Source organism: Motilibacter aurantiacus (assembly GCF_011250645.1).
Classification (GTDB): Bacteria; Actinomycetota; Actinomycetes; order Motilibacterales; family Motilibacteraceae; genus Motilibacter_A; species Motilibacter_A aurantiacus.
This window is the reverse complement of record NZ_JAANNO010000011.1, coordinates 49555-69186: the sequence shown is the minus strand read 5'-3', so window position 1 is coordinate 69186 and position 19632 is coordinate 49555. Positions and strand designations below refer to the sequence as shown.

The 19632-nt window shown below is 73.9% G+C and carries 14 protein-coding genes and 1 pseudogene; 9 read left to right on the top strand and 6 right to left on the bottom strand.

The window, feature by feature from the left end:
- Positions 1-244 precede the first annotated feature (244 nt).
- The 5 genes and pseudogenes from G9H72_RS16900 to G9H72_RS16880 form a co-directional block, all read left to right on the top strand.
- A pseudogene (locus G9H72_RS16900) lies at positions 245-4126 on the top strand (GH92 family glycosyl hydrolase); the annotation flags it as partial.
- A 1340-nt stretch (positions 4127-5466) separates the two neighbouring features.
- Complete coding sequence (locus G9H72_RS16895) at positions 5467-6855, top strand: hypothetical protein (protein ID WP_166173224.1); 1389 nt, start codon at positions 5467-5469, stop codon at positions 6853-6855.
- A gap of 57 nt (positions 6856-6912) precedes the next feature.
- Positions 6913-8637: an AAA family ATPase gene (locus G9H72_RS16890; RefSeq protein ID WP_166173222.1), complete on the top strand. Its 1725-nt coding sequence runs from the start codon at positions 6913-6915 to the stop codon at positions 8635-8637.
- Entirely contained in the window at positions 8634-8930 is a 297-nt protein-coding gene (locus G9H72_RS16885) for a hypothetical protein (protein WP_166173220.1), read from the top strand. The genes G9H72_RS16890 and G9H72_RS16885 overlap by 4 nt, the downstream gene beginning before the upstream one ends.
- Positions 8927-9634 carry a UdgX family uracil-DNA binding protein gene (locus G9H72_RS16880; RefSeq protein ID WP_166173218.1) on the top strand — a complete coding sequence of 236 codons (708 nt, stop codon included), beginning with the start codon at positions 8927-8929 and terminating at the stop codon, positions 9632-9634. The genes G9H72_RS16885 and G9H72_RS16880 overlap by 4 nt, the downstream gene beginning before the upstream one ends.
- A gap of 256 nt (positions 9635-9890) precedes the next feature.
- Here the strand turns inward: G9H72_RS16880 and G9H72_RS16875 are convergent, their stop codons facing one another.
- From G9H72_RS16875 to G9H72_RS16865, 3 genes are all read right to left on the bottom strand, one after another.
- Positions 9891-11357, bottom strand: coding sequence for an alpha,alpha-trehalose-phosphate synthase (UDP-forming) (locus G9H72_RS16875; RefSeq protein ID WP_407939601.1), 1467 nt, complete (start codon positions 11355-11357; stop codon positions 9891-9893).
- Between the two features lie 166 nt (positions 11358-11523).
- Positions 11524-11697 (bottom strand): DUF6307 family protein, encoded by a 174-nt coding sequence (locus tag G9H72_RS16870; RefSeq protein ID WP_166173216.1) that lies wholly within the window; start codon positions 11695-11697, stop codon positions 11524-11526.
- A complete protein-coding gene (locus tag G9H72_RS16865) occupies positions 11694-12152 on the bottom strand; it encodes an STAS domain-containing protein (protein ID WP_166173214.1) in 459 nt (152 codons plus the stop codon). The genes G9H72_RS16870 and G9H72_RS16865 overlap by 4 nt, the downstream gene beginning before the upstream one ends.
- Before the next feature lie 406 nt (positions 12153-12558).
- Between G9H72_RS16865 and G9H72_RS16860 the strand changes: the two genes are divergently transcribed.
- The 3 genes from G9H72_RS16860 to G9H72_RS16850 all read left to right on the top strand — a co-directional run bounded on the left by G9H72_RS16860 (position 12559) and on the right by G9H72_RS16850 (position 15219).
- Positions 12559-13407 (top strand): ABC transporter ATP-binding protein, encoded by an 849-nt coding sequence (locus G9H72_RS16860; RefSeq protein WP_231127259.1) that lies wholly within the window; start codon positions 12559-12561, stop codon positions 13405-13407.
- Positions 13404-14165, top strand: a complete 762-nt coding sequence (locus tag G9H72_RS16855) for an ABC transporter permease (protein WP_166173212.1) — start codon at positions 13404-13406, stop codon at positions 14163-14165. Before G9H72_RS16860 ends, G9H72_RS16855 begins: the two co-directional genes overlap by 4 nt.
- A gap of 79 nt (positions 14166-14244) precedes the next feature.
- Positions 14245-15219, top strand: a complete 975-nt coding sequence (locus G9H72_RS16850) for a sigma-70 family RNA polymerase sigma factor (protein ID WP_231127252.1) — start codon at positions 14245-14247, stop codon at positions 15217-15219.
- Here the strand turns inward: G9H72_RS16850 and G9H72_RS16845 are convergent.
- From G9H72_RS16845 to pdxH, 3 genes are all read right to left on the bottom strand, one after another.
- A complete protein-coding gene (locus tag G9H72_RS16845) occupies positions 15199-15501 on the bottom strand; it encodes a hypothetical protein (RefSeq protein WP_166173210.1) in 303 nt (100 codons plus the stop codon). The two genes, G9H72_RS16850 and G9H72_RS16845, sit on opposite strands and share 21 nt — an antisense overlap.
- A 65-nt stretch (positions 15502-15566) precedes the next feature.
- Positions 15567-17066 (bottom strand): DUF222 domain-containing protein, encoded by a 1500-nt coding sequence (locus G9H72_RS16840; protein ID WP_166173208.1) that lies wholly within the window; start codon positions 17064-17066, stop codon positions 15567-15569.
- 629 nt (positions 17067-17695) lie between these two features.
- The gene (pdxH, locus tag G9H72_RS16835) at positions 17696-18319 is read right to left on the bottom strand and encodes a pyridoxamine 5'-phosphate oxidase (RefSeq protein ID WP_166173327.1); all 624 of its coding nucleotides are present in this window, start codon (positions 18317-18319) and stop codon (positions 17696-17698) included.
- A gap of 193 nt (positions 18320-18512) precedes the next feature.
- Here pdxH and G9H72_RS16830 point away from each other — a divergent pair, with 193 nt between their 5' ends.
- A complete protein-coding gene (locus G9H72_RS16830; RefSeq protein ID WP_166173206.1) occupies positions 18513-19610 on the top strand; it encodes a citrate synthase 2 in 1098 nt (365 codons plus the stop codon).
- The last annotated feature ends 22 nt before the right edge of the window (positions 19611-19632 follow it).

Genomic DNA, 19632 nt, shown 5'->3' with positions numbered 1-19632 from the left:
TGCAACAACCGTTGACGCCCGTCCGTGGGACCTGCTTGGCTCCGGATGCTGACAACGGTGTCAGGTCAGCCTCGGCACCCTGTCATCCCCGTGTGTGCTCCCGGCTGCGCGCCGGAGGCCACGAACCTGTCGTCGAAGGGATCAGGTGGCCCCCTTGACCGTGCCCACACCATCCGGCCGGTTGGCCCGAGCAGGACGACGCGGGGCGGCCGGCCTCGCCGCCGCTGCGCTCTGCGCGACCTCGATCGTCGCCACCGTGGCGCCGGCAGCGGCCGACGAGGCCGACCCTCCCGCCGGGGGCAGCTTCTCCACGTCGTTCGAGGACTCCGGCCCCGCGCCGACCTGGTCGAGCACGGTGGAGACCGACGCGGCCGGCGCACGCCGGACGTCGAACGTCGTCGGGCCGTCCGGCTCCGGCTACGCGGGCAGCGTCAACGAGAAGGTCAGCGCGATCACGGCCAGCAGCGAGAACGCCCCGAACGAGGGCAAGGAAGGCGCGGTCGACGGCGACCCGGCCTCCAAGTGGCTCGCGTTCGCGAAGCCGAGCACGGCCGCGCCCGTCTGGCTGCAGTACCGCCTGGCCGAGCCGACGGTCGTCGTGCGCTATGCGATGGCCTCGGGGAACGACGCCCCCGGCCGCGACCCCCGTGACTGGACCGTGCAGGGCTCCACCGACGGCACCACCTGGACGGTCCTGGACACCCGCAGCGCGCAGACCTGGCCGGCCAGCCCGCGCGGCCAGCGCCGCGAGTTCACGATCGCCAACCCGCAGCCCTTCACGCACTACAGGCTCGACGTCACGAACAACAACGGCGACTCGATCTTCCAGCTCGCCGACTTCCTGCTCTCCGACGGCAGCCCGACACCGCCTCCGGTCGGCGACATGCGCACCCAGGTCGGGCCCGGCCCCACCGCGGGCTACAACATCAAGCCGCGCGTCGGCTTCACCGGGCTCAAGGCCCTGCAGTATGGCGGCACGCTGCTCGAGCAGGGCCGCGGCTACTCCTGGAACAAGGTCCAGGACGTCGACATCCCGGTCATCGCGACGACGCAGCTGTCGTACAAGATCTTCCCCGAGCTGACCGGCCAGGACCTGCGCTACCCGAGCCAGTACGCCTCGGTGGACCTGGCCTTCACCGACGGCACCTACCTCAGCCAGCTCGGTGCCGTGGACCAGCAGTTCGCGAGGCTCGACCCGGTCTCGCAGGGCACGTCGAAGACGCTCTACGCGAACCAGTGGAACGACAAGTACTCCACCATCGGCGCCGTCGCGGCGGGCAAGACGATCGACCGCATCCTCGTCGCGTACGACAACCCGAACGGCCCGGCGACGTTCGGCGGCTGGATCGACGACATCAGCATCGAGGCGAGCCCCCCGCGCAACACCTCGACCCGCCCCTCGGACTGGGTCCTGACGACGCGCGGCACGAACTCCTCGGGCAGCTTCTCGCGGGGCAACAACTTCCCGGCGGCGGTGGTGCCGCACGGGTTCAACTTCTGGACACCGCAGACGAACGCCGGCTCCACCGGCACGTTCTACTCGTACGCCAGCGCCAACAACGCCGAGAACCTCCCGGTGATCCAGGCGTTCGCGGCCTCGCACGAGCCGAGCATCTGGATGGGCGACCGCCAGACGTTCCAGGTCATGCCGTCGGCCGCCAGTGGCGTGCCCAGCGCGAACCGCACGGCGCGCCAGCTCGCGTTCCGCCACGAGAACGAGGTGGCGAGGGCGCACTACTACGGCGTGACGTTCGAGAACGGCATGAAGACCGAGATCGCGCCGACCGACCACGCCGCCGTGCTGCGGTTCACGTTCACCGGCGACACGGGCAACCTGATCTTCGACAACGTGAACAACAGCGGCGGCACGACGATCGACGTCGCCGGCAACGCGGTCACGGGCTACTCCGACGTCCGCAGCGGGCTGTCGAACGGCGCGACCCGGATGTACATGTACGCGACCTTCGACACGGCGGCCACCGCGGGCGCCAAGCTCACGGGCGAGGGCCGCAACAACGTCACCGGCTACGTCAGGTTCGACACGTCCACGGACAAGGCCGTGACGATGCGGATCGCGACGTCGCTGATCAGCGTCGCGCAGGCGAAGAAGAACCTCGAGCTCGAGGTCTCCGCCGCCGACACCTTCGACACGGTGCGCGACCGCGCCCAGGCCCTGTGGGACGACAAGCTCGACGTCGTCGAGATCGAGGGGGCGACCGAGGACCAGCGGACGACCTTCTACTCCAACCTCTACCGGCTCTTCTCCTGGCCGAACTCGGCCGCCGAGAACGTCGGGACCAACGCGGCCCCGGTGTGGAAGCACGCGGTGCAGTCGAGCGCGGAGACGACGAACCCGCCGGGGACGACGGAGACCCAGACCGGCGCCCGCATCGCCGACGGCAAGGTGTACGTCAACAACGGCTTCTGGGACACCTACCGCACCACCTGGTCGGGCTACTCGCTGCTGACACCGGGGATGGCCGGCGAGCTCGTCGACGGCTTCGTCCAGCAGTACAAGGACGGCGGCTGGATCGCTCGCTGGTCCTCACCGGGCTACGCCAACCTCATGACCGGGACGAGCTCGGACGTCTCCTTCGCCGACGCGTACGTCAAGGGGATCGGCAACTTCGACGTCAAGGCGGCGTACGCGGCGGCCGTGAAGAACGCGACCGTCCGCCCGCCGGGCAGCGCGACCGACTCCAACGTCGGGCGCAAGGGCCTGCAGAACTCGATCTTCCTCGGCTACACGCCGTCGAGCGTGTCCGAGGGGGTCTCCTGGGCGCTCGAGGGCTACATCAACGACTTCGGCATCGCCAACATGGCCAAGGCCCTGTCCGAGCGCAGCGACATCACCGCAGCGGAGAAGAAGCGCTACTCCGAGGAGTACGAGTACTTCGTCAACCGCGCCGAGAACTACGTCAGGATGTTCGACCCGAGCATCGGCTTCTTCCAGGGGCGGGCCGCCAACGGGCAGTGGAAGTCCTCGCCCGATGACTACGACCCCGAGGAGTGGGGCCACGATCACGACTACACCGAGACCAACGGCTGGAACTTCGCGTTCCACGTGCCGTTCGACGGCCAGGGCCTGGCCAACCTCTACGGGGGCGGGGCGGGCCTGGAGCAGAAGCTCGACACCTTCTTCGCCACGCCCGAGACCGGGCTCAAGGTCGGCTCCTACGGCGGCACGATCCACGAGATGATCGAGGCACGCGACGTCCGCCTCGGCCAGTGGGGCTTCAGCAACCAGGTCGCCCACCACATCCCGTGGATGTACAACTACGCGGGCGCTCCGGAGAAGACGCAGGCCCTCGTCCGCGAGACGACCCGCCGTCTCTACGCCGGCAGCCGGATCGGCCAGGGGTACGCCGGCGACGAGGACAACGGCGAGCAGTCGGCGTGGGGCGTCTTCGCCTCCCTCGGCTTCTACCCGCTGCAGGTCGGCAGCCAGAACTACGTGCTCGGCTCGCCGCTGTTCACCAAGGCGACCGTCCACCTGGAGAACGGCAAGGACCTCGTCATCAGCGCGCCGAACAACAGCGGGCAGAACGTCTACGTCCAGGGCGTGAAGCTCGACGGGCAGGCGTACACGAAGAACTGGGTCTCGCACCGCGACCTGGCCGACGGCGGCACGCTCGAGTTCGACATGGGCGCGACGCCCTCGGCATGGGGATCCGGCGACACGGACGTCCCGCCGTCGCTCACCGAGGGCAGCGCCCTGCCCGACCCGATGACCGACATCACCTCGCTCACGCGAGGCAGGGCGTCACTCGGCACCGGAGCGTCCGCGACGACGTTGTTCGACAACAGCTCCGCCTCGGTCGTCTCCCTCGGCGGCGGCACGCCCACGGTGACGTGGCAGGCCTCCGGCCCCCGGCCGCAGACGAGCTACTACACGCTCACCTCCGGCACCGCGGCGGGCGACCCGTCGAACTGGGTGCTCGAGGGCTCGAACGACGGCAAGGCGTGGACCACGGTCGACACGAGGGAGGGCGAGGCCTTCACGTGGCGGCAGCAGACCCGGGCCTTCAAGATGGCGAGCCCGGGGATCCACGGCTGGTACCGGCTGCGCGTCACCGGCATCACCGGCGGCGCGACGGCGTCGCTCGCCGAGGTCGAGTTCCTGGCCCACCGGCCGAAGGTCGCCGGCGCCCAGAGCGCCCTCGACGCGCTCGTCGCCACCGGCGCGGTCGCGGCGAGCACCGCCCGCGACCTGCAGGCGCTCCTCACAGCGGCTGCGACGGCACAGGCGGGCAACGACGAGGCGGCCGTCACCGCTCAGATGAGGCTGCTGGTCGCGCAACTGGCCCCGCTGCAGCCGAGCAAGGTGAGCGCCCCGGCCAAGGCGGCGCTGCTGCTGCAGGCCGCGCAATGGGTGTCCCCGGCGACCGGGCTCGACCTGCTCCGCGAGCAGGTCGGGGTGTTCAGCGCCGGCGGGGACATCGCCACGAGCACCGGCCGCGACCTCCAGCAGGCGGTGGCGACCGCGATCGCGGCGCGCGATGCAGGCAACCGCAACGCCATGCTGGCGGCGTTGGGTGAGCTGCGGGCGACGGTCGTCGCGGCGAGGACGATCAAGGTGAGCCAAGCAGCGAAGGACGCGATGCTGCCGGTCGTCGACGACCTGCTCGCCGTCGGCGCCCCGCTGGGCACCCTGCGCGAGCACTTCAACAACACGGGCATCGGTGACGACGGGGTCGGCAACGCCGACCTCTCCGAGGGCTACTACATCTCCCGCCAGGCGCTGGCCGCGGGCGGCGTGGTCCAGGGCACACCGAGAACGGTCCCCGGCACCGATCTCAGCTTCACCCTTCCCACGGTCGACCCGACCCTGCCGGACAACATCTCGGCCGGCGGGCAGGTGATCGACGCGACCTCGCTGCCCGCGACGACCACGAGGCTGTCGTTCATCGCCAGCTCTGTGCTGGGCGACACCCGGGCCACGGCGACGATCACGTACACCGACGGGACGACGCAGGTCGTGCCGGTGGAGGTCGGGGACTGGACGTTGGGCGGTTCCGCGACCGCGACGCCCCGCTTCGGCAACATCGGCATCGTCAGGACCGCGTACCGCAACCGCGGGACCGACACGAGCCTCGCGGGCACCCCGTGGCTGTTCGCCACCGCCCCCGTGACCCTGACGGCGGGCAAGCAGGCCCGGTCGATCACCCTGCCGAGCGCGCCGAACCTGCGGGTCTTCGCGATCGCCTACAACGGCGCGGCCGTGCCGTAGCGGGCAGCGGGGCCATGGCTCGTGCGGGGGTGGTGGGGCGCAGGTCGCCCCGCCGCCCCCGTCGGCGTTCCCACCGCCCTCCCCGTCCGCAGGGGTACCGGCACCGCCCACAGGGGTATGCAGGCCCGGCGACGACGGGAGGCTCCTTCTCCCGTCCGCGAGCGGAGGTGGGCATGGTGGGCCGGCTACCCAGGGCGAGGCGGCACCGTCGGCTCGCCCCGCTGTCACGAGCCGCGGTGCTCGCCGTGGCGCTCGTCATGGCCGTGGTGGGCTGGGCACCCGCCGCGCTCGCCGACGTCGACGACGCCGTACGGGAACTGCGCTCCGGTCCGGGCGTCTACGTCGACCAGGGCGCGGCCGACGGCCCGATCAGCGCCGGCGACCTGCGGCGGATCGAGTCCCAGGTGGAGGGCTCGGACACGCCGATCTTCCTGGCGGTGCTCCCCGAGCGCTCAGAGGTGAACGCCCGGGCGGCCGTCACCCAGCTGGGCAACGGCGTCGGGCGCCCCGGGGTCTACGCGGTCGCCACCCCGGCCGGGTTCTTCGCCCGATCCACCGACCCGGCCGTCCCGGCCGGCGCTCTCGCGGACCGGGCGCTGCGCGAGCACCAGGGCGACCCGGGCGCGGCGGTCTCGGCCTGGGTCACCGCCGTCTCCGACCCCGACGTACGGCGCTCCGGCGCCAGCGGCACGGACGTCGGGGCACCGCGGACGGGCACGGGAGGCGGCGGGGGCGGCGGGCTGCTGGCCGTGCTCGGCCTGCTCGTCGTGGCCGGCGGAGGCGCGCTGCTCTGGTCACGGCGGCAGCGCGGCAAGCGGGAGGCAGCGCAGCTGGCCGAGGTGCGCTCGGCGGCCGAGGAGGACGTCACCGCGCTCGGCGAGGACATCGCCGGGCTCGACATCGGCCGGGCGGCCGACGAGGCGACCACGCGCGACTACCGCGGGGCCCTCGACGCGTACGACCGGTCCAAGGCCGCGCTGGAGGCGGCCCAGGGCCCGGAGGACCTGGCCGCGGTCAGCGAGCACCTCGAGGAGGGCCGGTGGCGCATGGAGTGCGTCCGCGCCCGGCTGGCCGGCCGACTGGTTCCGGAGCGTCGCCCGCCGTGCTTCTTCAACCCCCGGCACGGGCCCTCCGTCACGGAGGTCGAGTGGTCCCCCGACGGCGGCGCCCCCCGCACCGTCCCCGTGTGCGAGCTGGACGCGGAGCGGCTGGCGCGCGGGGAGGAGCCGGACTCGCGCACCGTCCTCGTGCGCGGCGCGCCCACCCCGTACTGGTCGGCCCCGGCGGCCTACTCCCCCTACACGGGCGGCTACTACGGCGGCTGGGGCGGCGGCGGCTTCCTCAGCGGCCTGGTGCTCGGCAGCGTGCTGACCAGCCCGGGGATCGGGTTCGGGATGCCCTACGGCGGCGGCTACGAGAGCGGCTACGCCGAGGGGTACGACGACGCGGCCGACCGTTACGACGACCGCGAGGGCGGTGGCTGGGGCGACGCCGGCGGCGGCTCGTGGGGCGGTGGCTCGTGGGACGGTGGCTCGTGGGACGGAGGCGACGCCGGTGGAGGCGGCTGGGGCGGCGACCTCGGTGGCGGGGACGTCGGTGGCGGCGGCTGGGGGGACGACCGGTGACGTGCTGCCTGTGGACGACGGGTGACCGGGTGGTCGCCGCTGCGCCATGATCGCGCGGTGAGCTGGCTCAAGCGGCTGACCGGCGGAGGCCGGAGCGACGACGGCGGGCGCCGTGGCGTACCTGCCCGGCCCGTCTTCGCGCCGCCAGCGCTCGCGGGGCTCGACCTGCCGGAGCTGCGGCTGCTCGGGACGACGCAGTCGGGCAAGCGGGTCCTCGCCTTCGCCGCCGCGCCGGACGAGCTCCTGCCGTGGTGGGAGCGGCTGCGGGACGCGCACCCGTCCACCGGACACTGGCCGGTGCTCGTCGACGAGCACATCGCCGATCTCTGCGCAGCGCTCCCCCACGGCATCGAGCGCAGGTACGACGACGCCGCCGAGGCCGCCCGCACGTCCTCGCTCGCCCGCCAGGACCTGCTCGACGTCCCGGCCGAGCGCTCCGCGGCACAGGCCGGCGACGAGCACGAGGTCGAGTACGGCGCCGACGAGGACTCGCGCGTGCCCGAGCAGCTGGACGCGCGGCCGGCGGCGTTCCAGGCGCTCTCCACGACCGGGCTGGTCGCCCTCGTGCCGGCCGAGCACGGCTGGCAGGTTCCGGCGGTGCTGGGGTACCTGGGCGGGCTCAGCTTCGGCATGGAGCCGTTCGACCACGTCGTGACGCTCCACGACCGGCACGACCGCTTCGGAGCCCAGCTGGTCAGCCTGACGAACGGGCAGGTGCTGGAGCTGCTCGTCGAGCGGCCGCCGACCGACCCTGCCCAGGCGCTGGAGGTGGCACGCGAGCACTACGAGTACTGCATCGACGCCGTCGACGCCGAGAAGAACGCCTCGCGGTCCTCGCCCAGCAGCAGGTCGGCCCGTACTCCTGGTACTTCTGGTGGGACTGACCTGGCCGCCCCCGGCGCGGCAGCCGGGCCGCGAACCGGCCGCGCGGCTAGAGTCCGCGAGGTGCCGGTCGTCGCTGTCGTCAGCCTCAAGGGCGGCGTCGGCAAGACCAGCGTGACGCTCGGCCTCGGCGGCGCCGCCGCCGCCCGCGGCGTGCGAGCGCTCGTGGTCGACCTCGACCCGCAGGGGAACGCGACGACCGTGCTCGACCCGCCCGCCGGCGGCCGGACCGTCGCGGACGTGCTCGCGGCTCCGAGGTCCGGGGCCCTGGCCGCGGCGGTCGCGCCCAGCGGTTGGGGGGACGAGGTCGGGGTGGTGGCCTCCGAGCCCGGGCTGCGCGGCATCGAGAACGGCCCCGCCCCCGGCCCGAGGGGGGACCTGCGGCTACGCACCGCCATGCAGGGCCTCGACGAATGGCCCCTCGTGCTGCTCGACTGCCCGCCGACCCTCGGCCCGCTGACCTCCGCCGGGCTGGCCGCGGCCACCCACGCGCTGGTGGTCACCGAGCCGACGCTCTTCGCCCTGCACGGCGCCGCGCAGGCCCTGGCCGCCGTCGAGGACGTGCGCAAGTCCGCGAACCTCGGGCTGCGCGCCGCGGGGATCGTGGTCAACCGGGTACGCCCCCGCTCGGCCGAGCACGCGTACCGGCTGCGTGAGCTCGCCGCCGCGTACCCGCAGCTGGTGCTGTCGCCGCCGGTGCCGGACCGCACCGCCGTGCAGCAGGCCGCCGGCGCGTACGTCTCGGTGCACGCGCTGTGCACCCCCGGCGGCCGTGCGGTCGCGCAGGCCTTCGACTCCTACCTCGACCATCTGCTCGCACTGCCCACCGGGGCCGGGCCGCTCGAGCAGCGCGCCGGCCACGACGTACGCGCCAAGCCCGCCAAGAAGGGCCGCCGATGACCCCTCCCCCGCCCCGGCCCGCCCTCAGCAGGGGCACCGACGGCTCGGCACGACCCGCGCCCGCCCGGCTGGCCCCGTTCCCCGCCCGGCTTCCGGCGGCGCGGGACACCCGCCACGACCGCCCGACCGCGGACCCGGCGCCGCCGTCGTCGCGCCGCGACGAGGAGATCGTGGAGCTGCGGGTGCGGATGCCGCGCTCGACGCGAAAGGCGCTGCGGGTTCGCGCCGAGGCGGCCGGGTACACGGCGGAGGACGCGGCGTACCACCTCGTGAGGAGTTGGCTGCAGCAGTGACCACGCGGGCGCAGGCGACGGACGGGCAGGTCGATCGACCGGGCGCACAGCAGTGGGTGCCGCCGGGCGTGGGGCTCGACGGGCTGCGGGAGGCCGCGCCGGCGTGCCGAGGGTGCGAGCTGTGGGAGCCCGCAACCCAGGTTGTGTTCTCGGCAGGTGAGCCGACGGCGCGCATCGCCCTCGTCGGGGAGCAGCCCGGCGACCAGGAGGACAGGCAGGGCAAGCCGTTCGTCGGCCCCGCGGGTCAGCTGCTCGACCGCGCTCTGACGGAGGCGGGCATCGACCGCGACGAGGTCTACGTCTCCAACGCCGTCAAGCACTTCCGGTTCACCCAGTCCGCCCCCGGCAAGCGGCGCATCCACCAGAGTCCGGACCGCGTGCACATCGAGGCCTGCCGCCCATGGCTCGCCGCTGAGCTCGCGATCGTCGACCCCGAGGTCGTCGTCTGCCTCGGCGCCACCGCGGCCAAGGCACTGCTCGGCCCCTCGTTCCGGGTCACCAAGTCGCGCGGGCAGCTGTTCCCGCGCCTGGTCGCCGACGAGACCGACGCCGGCGCGGTGCAGAACGGCTTCCTCATGGCCACGATCCACCCGTCGGCCGTGCTGCGGGCGGGGACCGGCTCCAGCGACCCGGAGCAGGCGCGCGAGGAGGCGTACGCCGGGCTCGTCGCCGACCTGAAGGTGGCCCGGGCCGCGCTCGCCTGACGACCGCCGCCCCTCGTCGGCCCTCGTCGGCCCCTCGTCGGCCCCTCGTCGGCCCCTCGTCAGAGGGGCAGGACGAGGTGCCCCTGGGGGCAGCTCTTCCCGTCCTCGCCCACACCGTGGCCGTACTGGCACGTCCGATGCGGGGCCGGCCGCACGCCCGGCGTGCTCTTCGCCGCCGCGGGGCCCGTGGCGGCGCCGCTGTCACCGGCTGCGGCACGCGTGGAGCCGTCCCCGCTGTCCGAGCTGTGCAGGAGCTTCATCTGCCGTTCCCTTCCCGAGACGCCGTCGAGGCCTGCTCGGTCCCACCGCCGCGCGGGGACGGCGTGGTGCCCGCGGGGGTCGACTCCAGGGCCGCGAGGAACGCTGCGGCCCAGGCCGCGACGTCGAACACACGCACCCGCTTGCGCATGGAGCGCATGCGACGCCTCGCCTCCCGGGGGGAGACGTCGACGGCCCGCAGCACAGCCTCCTTCAGCCCCTCGACGTCGTGCGGGTTGACCAGGAACGCGCTGCCGAGCTCGTCGGCGGCGCCCGTGAACTCGCTGAGCACGAGGGCGCCGGTCTCGTCGTTGCGGCAGGCGACGTACTCCTTGGCCACCAGGTTCATCCCGTCGCGCAGGGACGTCACCAGCATCACGTCGCCCACCAGGTACAGCGCGGCCATCTCCTCCCGCGGATAAGCACGGTGCAGGTAGTGCACGGCCGGGCGCTCCAGGCTGCCGTGGTTGCCGTTGATCCGGCCCACGATCGCCTCGACGTCGTCGCGGAGCTTCCGGTACTGGTCCACCCGATCGCGGCTAGGGCTCGCCACCTGGACCAGCACGCAGTCCCGGGGGTCGATGCGCCTCTCGTCCAGCAGCTCCTCATAGGCGAGCAACCGGTGCACGATGCCCTTCGTGTAGTCCAGCCGGTCCACCCCGAGCAGGACCACAGGAGGGTCGGAGAGGTCCGACCGCACGCGCCTGGCCCGCTCGGCGACGCCGCCGTCGCGGGCAAGGGCCGAGAAGGCCGCCGTGTCGATCGAGATCGGGTACGCCGCAACCCGGGCACGCCGGCCAGGAGCATCGCCGTCCTGCCCCGGGACCTCCACGAGGGAGCCCCTGGTGGCCAGGCCGGCCGCACGCCGACACGCGCGGAGGAAGTTCGTGGCATCACCCTGGCGCTGGAAGCCGACGAGGTCGGCGCCGAGCAGCCCGAGCACGAGCTCCCTGCGCCAGGGCAGCTGGGCGAACAGCTCGTAGCCGGGGAAGGGGATGTGGTTGAAGAACCCGATGCGCAGGTCGGGCCGCCGCTCGCGGAGCAGCGCGGGCACCAGCTGCAGCTGGTAGTCGTGCACCCACACCGTGGCCGACGGCCCTGCCGCCCGTGCCGCTGCCGCGGCGAACCGCTCGTTGACCGCGACGTACGACTCCCACCAGCTGCGCTGGAAGCGCGGAGGGGCGATCACGTCGTGGTAGAGCGGCCACAACGTCCCGTTGCTGAAGCCCTCGTAGAACTGCTCGATCTCGTCCGCGCTCAACGGCACGGGGACCAACGTCAACCCGTCGCCCGCGACCGGCTGCGAGGCGGCGCCGGCTGCGCTGGCGCCGCCACTCCAGCCGACCCAGGCCGCATCGGCCGCTCGCACCACCGGCTCCATGGCCGACACCAGCCCTCCCGGGCTGCGCAGCCACGACCCCGAGGCCGAGTCCCACTCGACCGGGAGCCGGTTGGCGACGACCACCAGCTCGTGGCCGCCGGAGGAGTGCTCGGCGGCTCGCGGGGCGGGCCCGGCCGGCGAGGTGGCGGCACCACCGGCACGGTCGAGCTCGGCAAGCAGGCCGACGCCGATCAGGACCCGCCCGGCGAGCAGGACGACGCGCGGAGGGACGGGCACCCCACGGGCAGGCTCACCGGATCCGCTCGGGAAGCCGGTCGATGACGTGCAGGACGTGCTTCGCCAGCACGCGCGCCTCGTCCTCGGGCAGCTGCGAGTGAGCGGTCAGCGCGCCCGTGGCCAGGTCGAGGCGCTTCTCGTACGGCGTCCGCGAGCGGACGGTGACGGCGGGCTGTGCGGTGCTCATGAGGTCTCCATCCCGGCCCGCGCTGCGGGGGGCCCGGTTCGGGGGGTGGAAGGTGCGGGCAGGTCCGGGCTCGTGCGGCCGAAGACGCCTGCTCGTAGCGCCACGGCCGCCCGGTCCGCCGACAGCCCGGCGGCTGCGGCTCCGCTGTCCGCGAAGACGGGAAAGCGGAAGAGCAGGCCGGTCCGGCGCAGGCTCTGCGCGACGGGGCCGTCCTCGACGTCGAGGATCACCAGCCGGTGCTGTCCAGCCTTGGCCCGGGCTCGGCCGACGACGAGGGCGGCGAGCGCCTCGTCCTCGAACCCGGTCACGCCGTGAGCGTCCAGGAACAGGTCCTGTCCGCCGGCGTCGAAGGCGTCGACCAGCTCGGCCCCGAGTTGCCGGGTGTCCGTGGTCGCGACCTCACCGCTCAGGGTCAGGACGGCGCCGGTCGGGGTGTCAGTGCGGGAGGTGCGCATACACGTACGCCTCTGTTAGGAAGTGAGCGCGGGAGATGACCCGCACGGACGAGCCTGTCGTTCCGCTGCCGGGCTCGATCGCGGCCGCGCACGCTGGACGGCCACGGCCGTCGGGCAGCGTCAGGCTGCGCTGCCGGGACGGGGGCCGAGGAGCCGGGCTGGAGGACCGCCGGGCGAAGGCGTGAGAAGGAGCGCGGGGCAGGATCCCATCGGGACCGCCGATCTCCCCCCGCTAGCGGGAGGGCTTCAACCTCGCGGTGAGGCTGTTGGCCCAGCGTACTCCTAGATCACGGCGAGCGGGCGGCAAGCGGCGCCGACCGCCCGCGCCCCCTCTGCGGCGGCCGGACCGATGAGTCCGAGCACCGACCGTCGTCTCTCGACCGAGGAACCGAGGGAAGGATCTCGCATGTCCGACCACATGGTCGCGCAACGCCGTCCGGCTGAGCGTGGCGGTACGCAGCCGGCGGTCGAGGCAGTGGGCCTCGTCAAGCAGTACAGGAGCCGCAGCGGCACGGTCGACGCCGTACGCGGGGTCGACCTGCGTGTGGCGGCCGGCGAGGTGTTCGGCTTCCTCGGCCCGAACGGAGCCGGGAAGTCGACGACCGTGCGGATGCTGACGACCCTGCTGTCGATCACGTCCGGCACGGCCCGCGTCGCCGGGGTCGACGTCGCCAAGGACCCCGACCGCGCCCGCCGCCGCATGGGGGTCGCCCTGCAGGAGGCCGGCCTCGACGTGCGCCAGACCGGCCGGGAGCTGCTGGTGCTCCAGGCCAGGCTGTTCGGGTCGTCGGCGAAGGCCGCCTCCGCCCGGGCGGCCGAGCTGCTCGGCCTCGTCGGGCTCGACGACGCGGCGGACCGGCGGATCAAGGGCTACTCCGGCGGCATGAAGCGCCGGCTCGACCTGGCGTCCGCGCTGGTCCACGAGCCGGAGGTGCTGTTCCTCGACGAGCCGACGACAGGCCTGGACCCCGCGAGCCGGCTGACCGTGTGGGACGAGGTGCGCCGGATCAACCGCAACGGCACGACCGTGTTCCTCACCACGCAGTACCTCGAGGAGGCCGACCAGCTCTGCGACCGGCTCGCCGTGATCGACGGCGGCGTGCTCGTGCGCGAGGGGACGCCGCAGCGGCTCAAGGACGAGCTGCGCGAACGGCTCCGTCTCGACCACGAGCCGACCCTCGACGAGGTGTTCCTCGACGCGACCGGCCGAACGCGTACCCGGGCCGCCGGTGACGTGCAGGAGGTGTCGGCGTGAGCGCCCTGACCGGCTCGACCGCACTAGGTCAGCGCGCCCTCCGCGAGGCGTGGCGGACACCTGAAGCGCTCTTCCCGACTCTCTTCATCCCGCTGTTCTTCCTCGTCGTCAACGTCGGGCAGGCTGGCAAGATCTTCCCCAGCGCTTCGACGGAGTTCCTGCAGGGCCAGGGGTACGCCGCCTTCCAGCTCCCCGCCACGCTCCTGCTCGCCGCCTCGTTCGGCGGGGCGGCGATGTTCCTCGTCGAGGACATCGAAGGCGGCTACTTCGACAAGCTGCGGGCAGCGCCGGTGTCCCGGACGTCCATAGTGCTCGGGCGGCTCTACGCCGAGGCGGTCAAGGGAGCGGGGATCGCCGTGCTGGTGGTGCTGCTCTCCCTGCCGTTCGACGTCCGCGTCTCGACGGGCGTCGGCGGCTTCCTGCTCCTGGTCGTGCTGACCGCGGTGTGGTCGGTCGCCTTCTCGGCGTTCCTGCAACTGGTCGCCCTGCGCACGCGCAGCGCTGCCGCCACGCAGTCGGGCTCGATGGCGTTCTTCCCGTTGCTCTTCCTCACGCCGAACTTCGTGCCGCGCGACATGCTGACCCGCCCGATGGAGATCGCGGCGACGCTGAACCCGGTCACGTACGTGATGGAGGGCATGCGCGCCCTGGTCCTCGGCGACGGGTGGGGCAAGGTCGGGATCGGCTTCGTCGTGGCCGCCGTCATCTGCGCCGCGATGGTCGCGCTCAACGTGCGGGCCATCCGCCACTACGACTGATCGCGCGGGCCTGTCGGGCCGGCCCCGTCGCCGCTACGGTGGGCGACGGGGCCGGCAGAGCGTTCGAGGAGGACCGGAGATGACCGCGGGACTGCGCGAGCGGGAGGGCATGGCGGCGCTCGAGGAGTACCGCCGTGAGCTGACCGGCTACTGCTACCGGATGCTCGGCTCCCCCTTCGACGCCGACGACGCCGTGCAGGAGACGCTGGTGAAGGCCTGGCAGGCCTACGACAGCTTCGAGGGCCGGTCGTCGCTGCGCTCGTGGCTCTACCGCATCGCGACCAACGTCTGCCTGGACAGCATGCGGTCCCGCGGCCGGCGCGCGCTGCCCATGGACCTGTCCTCGCCCGTGCCTGCCACCACGACCCCGGGCGACCCGTTGCCCGAGGCGACCTGGGTCGGCCCCATCACGGACGCGGCCGCCGGAATCGACGGCGACCCCGCCGAGCAGGCCGTGCTGCACGACAGCATCCGCCTCGCGTTCGTCGCGGCGCTGCAGCACCTGCCGCCCCGCCAGCGCGCCGTCCTCCTGCTGCGCGAGGTCCTCGCCTGGCCGGCTGCCGACGTCGCCGAGCTGCTCGGCACCACCGTGGTCTCGGTCAACAGCGCCCTGCAGCGCGCCCGGGCGACGTTGGGCCAGCTGGACACGAGCTCCGGTGTCAGCGCGCATGCCCTCGGCCACCAGGAGCGTGAGCTGCTCGGCCGCTACGTCCGGGCGTTCGAGGCGTACGACATCGAGGGCCTGGTGCAGCTCCTGCACTCGGACGCTCGCATGTCGATGCCGCCGCTGACGGTGTGGCTGGAGGGTGCGCGGGACATCGCCGACTGGCACCTCGGCCACGGCGCCGGGTGCGTGGGCTCGCGGCTGCTGCCCATCGTGATCAACGGCTCCCCCGGCTTCGCCCAGTACCGCGCGGACGGCAACGGCCACGTCGCCTGGTCGGTCCAGGCGCTCGACATCGTCGACGGCCGGATCCGCCACATCCAGCACTTCCTGCAGGAGTTCGGCGGCCGGTCGTTCGAGGCGCTCGGCCTACCGCTCCGGCTGGCCTGACGCGCTGAGCCCGAGGGCCTCGGTCAGCCCGAGCAGCTCCACGAGCCCCTGCAGCGCCGGCCCCGGGGCCTCGACGAGGACGCGCGCGCCGGACCGTCGCGCGAGCAGCACCAACCGGGCGAGCGCCTCGACGGTGCCCAGGTCGGGCGCGGCCCGCGCGCCGAGCGTCAGCACGACGTCACGGCCTGCCTCGAGCGCGCACGCGGCCTGCGTCAGCGCGGTACCCGTCCCACCCGCGCCGACCTGAACCGCGACGGCACACGCCCAGGGGTCGGACTCCACGACGAGGCAGACGTACGCCGCCTGCCCTACTCATCGACCCGGGCCGCCCTGATCGCGTCGCCCGGCTACTCGGGGTCGAGGCTTTCCGGAGGGACCGAGTAGCGCCGGCCCAGCGGCGACCGCCACGTCGTCGTCCCGTCCGGTGCGCGGGTCACCTGCCAGCCGCCGTGGGTCTTGGCGTTGTGCCAGCGGCGGCGCAGCGGCTGCAGGTTGGCCCGGGTCGTGTTGGTCCCGTCGAAGGGCTCGACATGGTCGAGGTCGGCGGATCGGGCGGGCACTCCGCTGCCCGGGCCGCGGCAGGTCCGGTCGCGCGCCGCGACGAAGGCCGCCAGCCGCGCGCCGGGCCGGTAGGTCTCCGAGCCGATGTCGAGCAGCTCACCCGTCCGCGGCTCGACCAGCCAGCGGCGCCAGGCGCCGTCCGCCGCGAGCTCGCGAGCCAGTGACGTCGGGATCGCCCCGTGCCCGTCGAGCTCGCCGGGACGCTCGGCCAGCTTCAGCAGCGTCTCCGCCGAGACCGTGACCCGCACGGCGGGGACGCCGGTCCCCGCCCGGGCCAGGTCGGGCAGCACGTCCCGGTCGCGCAGCACCGCGGCGCACAGGGCCACCAGCCCGTCCGCCCGCCGGGCGGCGACGGGCACGTCCTCGCCGGTCGCCGGGTCGGTCCTCGGCATCGCCGCCGCGACGGCGTCGAGGGCGGCCCAGATCGTGGCGGCCCCGGCTGCGTCCGTGCGGATCGTGAGCGCGGCCATCGCGTCCGGCTCGGCCCAGCGCTCGACCCCGCGATCGGCCCGTGCGCGCTGATGCCTCTCCGCCGCCGTGGCCGGGTCCACCGCGAGCACCGCACGCCGCAGGGACCGGCGGGTCTGAGCCACGGTCTGCTCGGTGGCGTGCGGCAGCACCCGCTGCTGCACCGCGTGCGCCGCGTCGTCGTCCAGCGGCGCGCACGCCTCCACCACTGCTGCGGCCTGCCGCTGCTCGATCCGCCCCGCCTCGAGCTCCTGCAACGTCAGCGCGCACCGGCCGGTCAGCTCCGACGCCTGACGCAGCCGCGTCGCCACCGTCGCCGGCGCCCAGCGCAGGGCAGCGCCCAGCTCGGCCTCGGCGGCCTGGCGCGCGGACCAGTGCTCGGCCGCCGCGCTCCCCGGCTCCGGGGCCTGCTCCTCGGCGATGGCCTCGGCCGCCGCCGCCAGCGCCCGCATCTGCTGCGCCGTCAGCCAGGCGGCGACCCGGTCCCAACCACGGACGACCTCCACCCGGCCGTCCGCGCTCAGCGGGCGCTCGGCAGCCTGCTCGAGCGCGTCGATCAGCACCCTGCCGGGTGGAAGCTCCGCCAGGAACGCGCCGACGTCCGCCTCGTCGTCGGGCAGCGCGACCTGCGGGTCCGCGACCTCCTGCACCCGCGGCGGCCGAGAGCGCCACTCGCGGATCATCGCCTCGACCCGGCCCTGAGCGGCCGCGCGCGCCTCCTCCCGCTCGCGGGCGGTCAGCTCGTCGAGCGCCACGGCGCGGTAGAGGCCGTGTCGCAGCCCCGTCCCACGCGGCGCGTCGCCCGGCTCGATGCCCATGCGCGCACGCTAGCCACCCCCACCGACAGAGCCCCGACACGCGCGCGGCCACCCCGAGGCCGGGGCCGGGTTCACCCTCGGCCGAAGTCAGTTGCGAGCAGCCCGAACCCGGACGTACCGTTCTCGTACACGGGAAGGGAGGTGGTCCGAAACTTTGCATAGTTCTTGGACTCGTGAGGTGGCTGCCAGCTAGCCACGACTCCGGGCGCCCGGCCGACGTGGCCGGCTACACCCAGGCAGTCACCGGAGCCCGCGGGCGCCGGGGAAAAAGTCCCCCCGGCACATGGTCGTGAACCGACCGCCCGCGGGCTTCTCCATGCCCGGATCCCGGCGACGGTCGGTCGTGGCGACCGCGGGGGCAGGCCCAACGCACAGACAGCGAACGAGGGGCGGGGCAGCAGCCCCACCCCTCGCGCCAGGTCGAGGACGCCGCACCGGGTGACGCCTCTCGGCGAGTGGCCGCTCGCAGCGGCTGGAGATGAGGCCCGGGGTCATGATCCGGTACGGCGCCGGCCCGGCCGTCCCGCCCGGAGGCGTCGCGACCGACCCACCGGAAGCATCGCCCATGCCGGAGCAGACCTGAGCAGTCGGGTGCCCCAGCCACGACACGCCGGGCCGACCGTGCGCCGTCAGGGCGCGAGCCGCTCCACGACCCAGCCGGCGCCGTCCCGGCGGTAGCGCAGCCGGTCGTGCATCCGGCTCGGCCGGCCCTGCCAGAACTCGACCGTCTCGGGCACCACCCGGTAGCCACCCCAGTGGTCGGGCACCGGCACCGGCGTCCCCTCCGGCCAGCGCGCCGCCAGCCCCGCGTACTCGTCCTCGAGCGCGCGGCGAGAGGGCACGACCGACGACTGCGGGCTGGCCCAGGCGCCGAGCCGGGACCCGTGCGGCCGGGTCGCGAAGTAGGCCGCCACCTCCTCGCGCGCGACGAGCTCCACCCGCCCGGACACCACCACCTGGCGCTCGAGGGCGACCCAGGGGAAGAGCAGCGCGGCGTGCGGGTTCTGTGCGAGGTCCTGTCCCTTGCGGGACAGCAGGTTGGTGAAGAACGTGAACCCGCGCTCGTCGTACGCCTTGAGCAGCACCGTCCGCGCGCTCGGCCGGCCGGCCCCGTCGGCGGTCGCGAGCGTCATCGCGTTGGGCTCCGGCAGACCGGCGGCGACCGCCTCGGCGAGCCAGCCGGCGAACTGCTCGGCGGGCGTGGGCGCGAGGTCGGCCCGGTCCAGGGCGGCCCGCTCGTACGAGCGGCGCATCCCGCTCGGGTCCGGCGGGGAGGGGTCCGCGGAGCGCGGCCGGGAGAAATCCACGTGACAACGATCCCATTCCTCGCCCCCGCTTTCGGTTCGCCTTCGTCGTTGTGGAAGATGGGCGGAAGCAACGGGGCTGCCGCGGGACGACCTCCACGCGAGAGCACGTCCGCGCACCGACCAAGCGAGGAGCAGCAGGATGTCCGACTTCAAGCCCGGCCTCGAGGGCGTCGTCGCGTTCGAGACCGAGATCGCCGAGCCGGACAAGGAGGGCGGCTCCCTCCGCTACCGCGGCGTCGACATCGAGGACCTCGTCGGCAAGGTGCCGTTCGAGCGCGTCTGGGGCCTGCTGGTCGACGGCGCCTTCGACCCGGGCCTGCCGCGCGCCGAGGAGCTCGCCCTGCCCGTGCGCACGGGTGACGTCCGCGTCGACGTGCAGGCCTCCCTCGCCACTCTCGCGGCGACCTGGGGGCTCAAGCAGCTGCTCGACATCGAGCCCGAGCAGGCCCGCGAGGACCTCGCTCGCTCGACGGCCGCCGCCCTCGACTTCATCGCCCAGTCGGCGCACGGCGACGCCGCACCTGTCCCGCAGGCCGAGGTGGAGGCCGAGCAGACCGTCGTCGGGCGCTTCCTCAAGCGCTGGCGCGGCGAGGTCGACCCCCGGCACTGCCGCGCGCTCGACGCGTACTTCGTCTCCGCCGCCGAGCACGGCATGAACGCCTCCACCTTCACCGGCCGCGTCATCGCCTCCACCGGCGCGGACGTGGCCGCCGCGCTGTCCGGGGCCGTGGGCGCCATGTCCGGGCCGCTGCACGGCGGCGCTCCCTCGCGCGTGCTGCACATGGTCGAGGCCGTCGAGCAGAGCGGCGACGCCGTGGGCTACGTCAAGTCCGTCCTGGACAAGGGCGAGCGGCTCATGGGCTTCGGCCACCGCGTCTACCGCGCGGAGGACCCGCGCGCCCGTACCCTCCGCCGGGTCGCGCACGAGGTCGGCGCCCCGCGTGCCGAGGTCGCGGCCGCGCTGGAGAAGGCCGCCCTCGAGGAGCTGCACGCCCGGCGGCCCGACCGCGTCCTCGCCACGAACGTCGAGTTCTGGGCCGCTGTCGTGCTGGACTTCGCCGAGGTCCCGCCGCACATGTTCACCTCGATGTTCACCAGCGCCCGCACCGCCGGCTGGTCCGCTCACATCCTGGAGCAGAAGAAGACCGGCCGCCTGGTCCGCCCGTCGGCGCGCTACGTCGGCCCCGGCGCGCGCTCGCCGCAGGAGGTCCCGGGCTGGGACGTGGTCTCGGCCTGACCCACACGCTCCTCCGACGCCG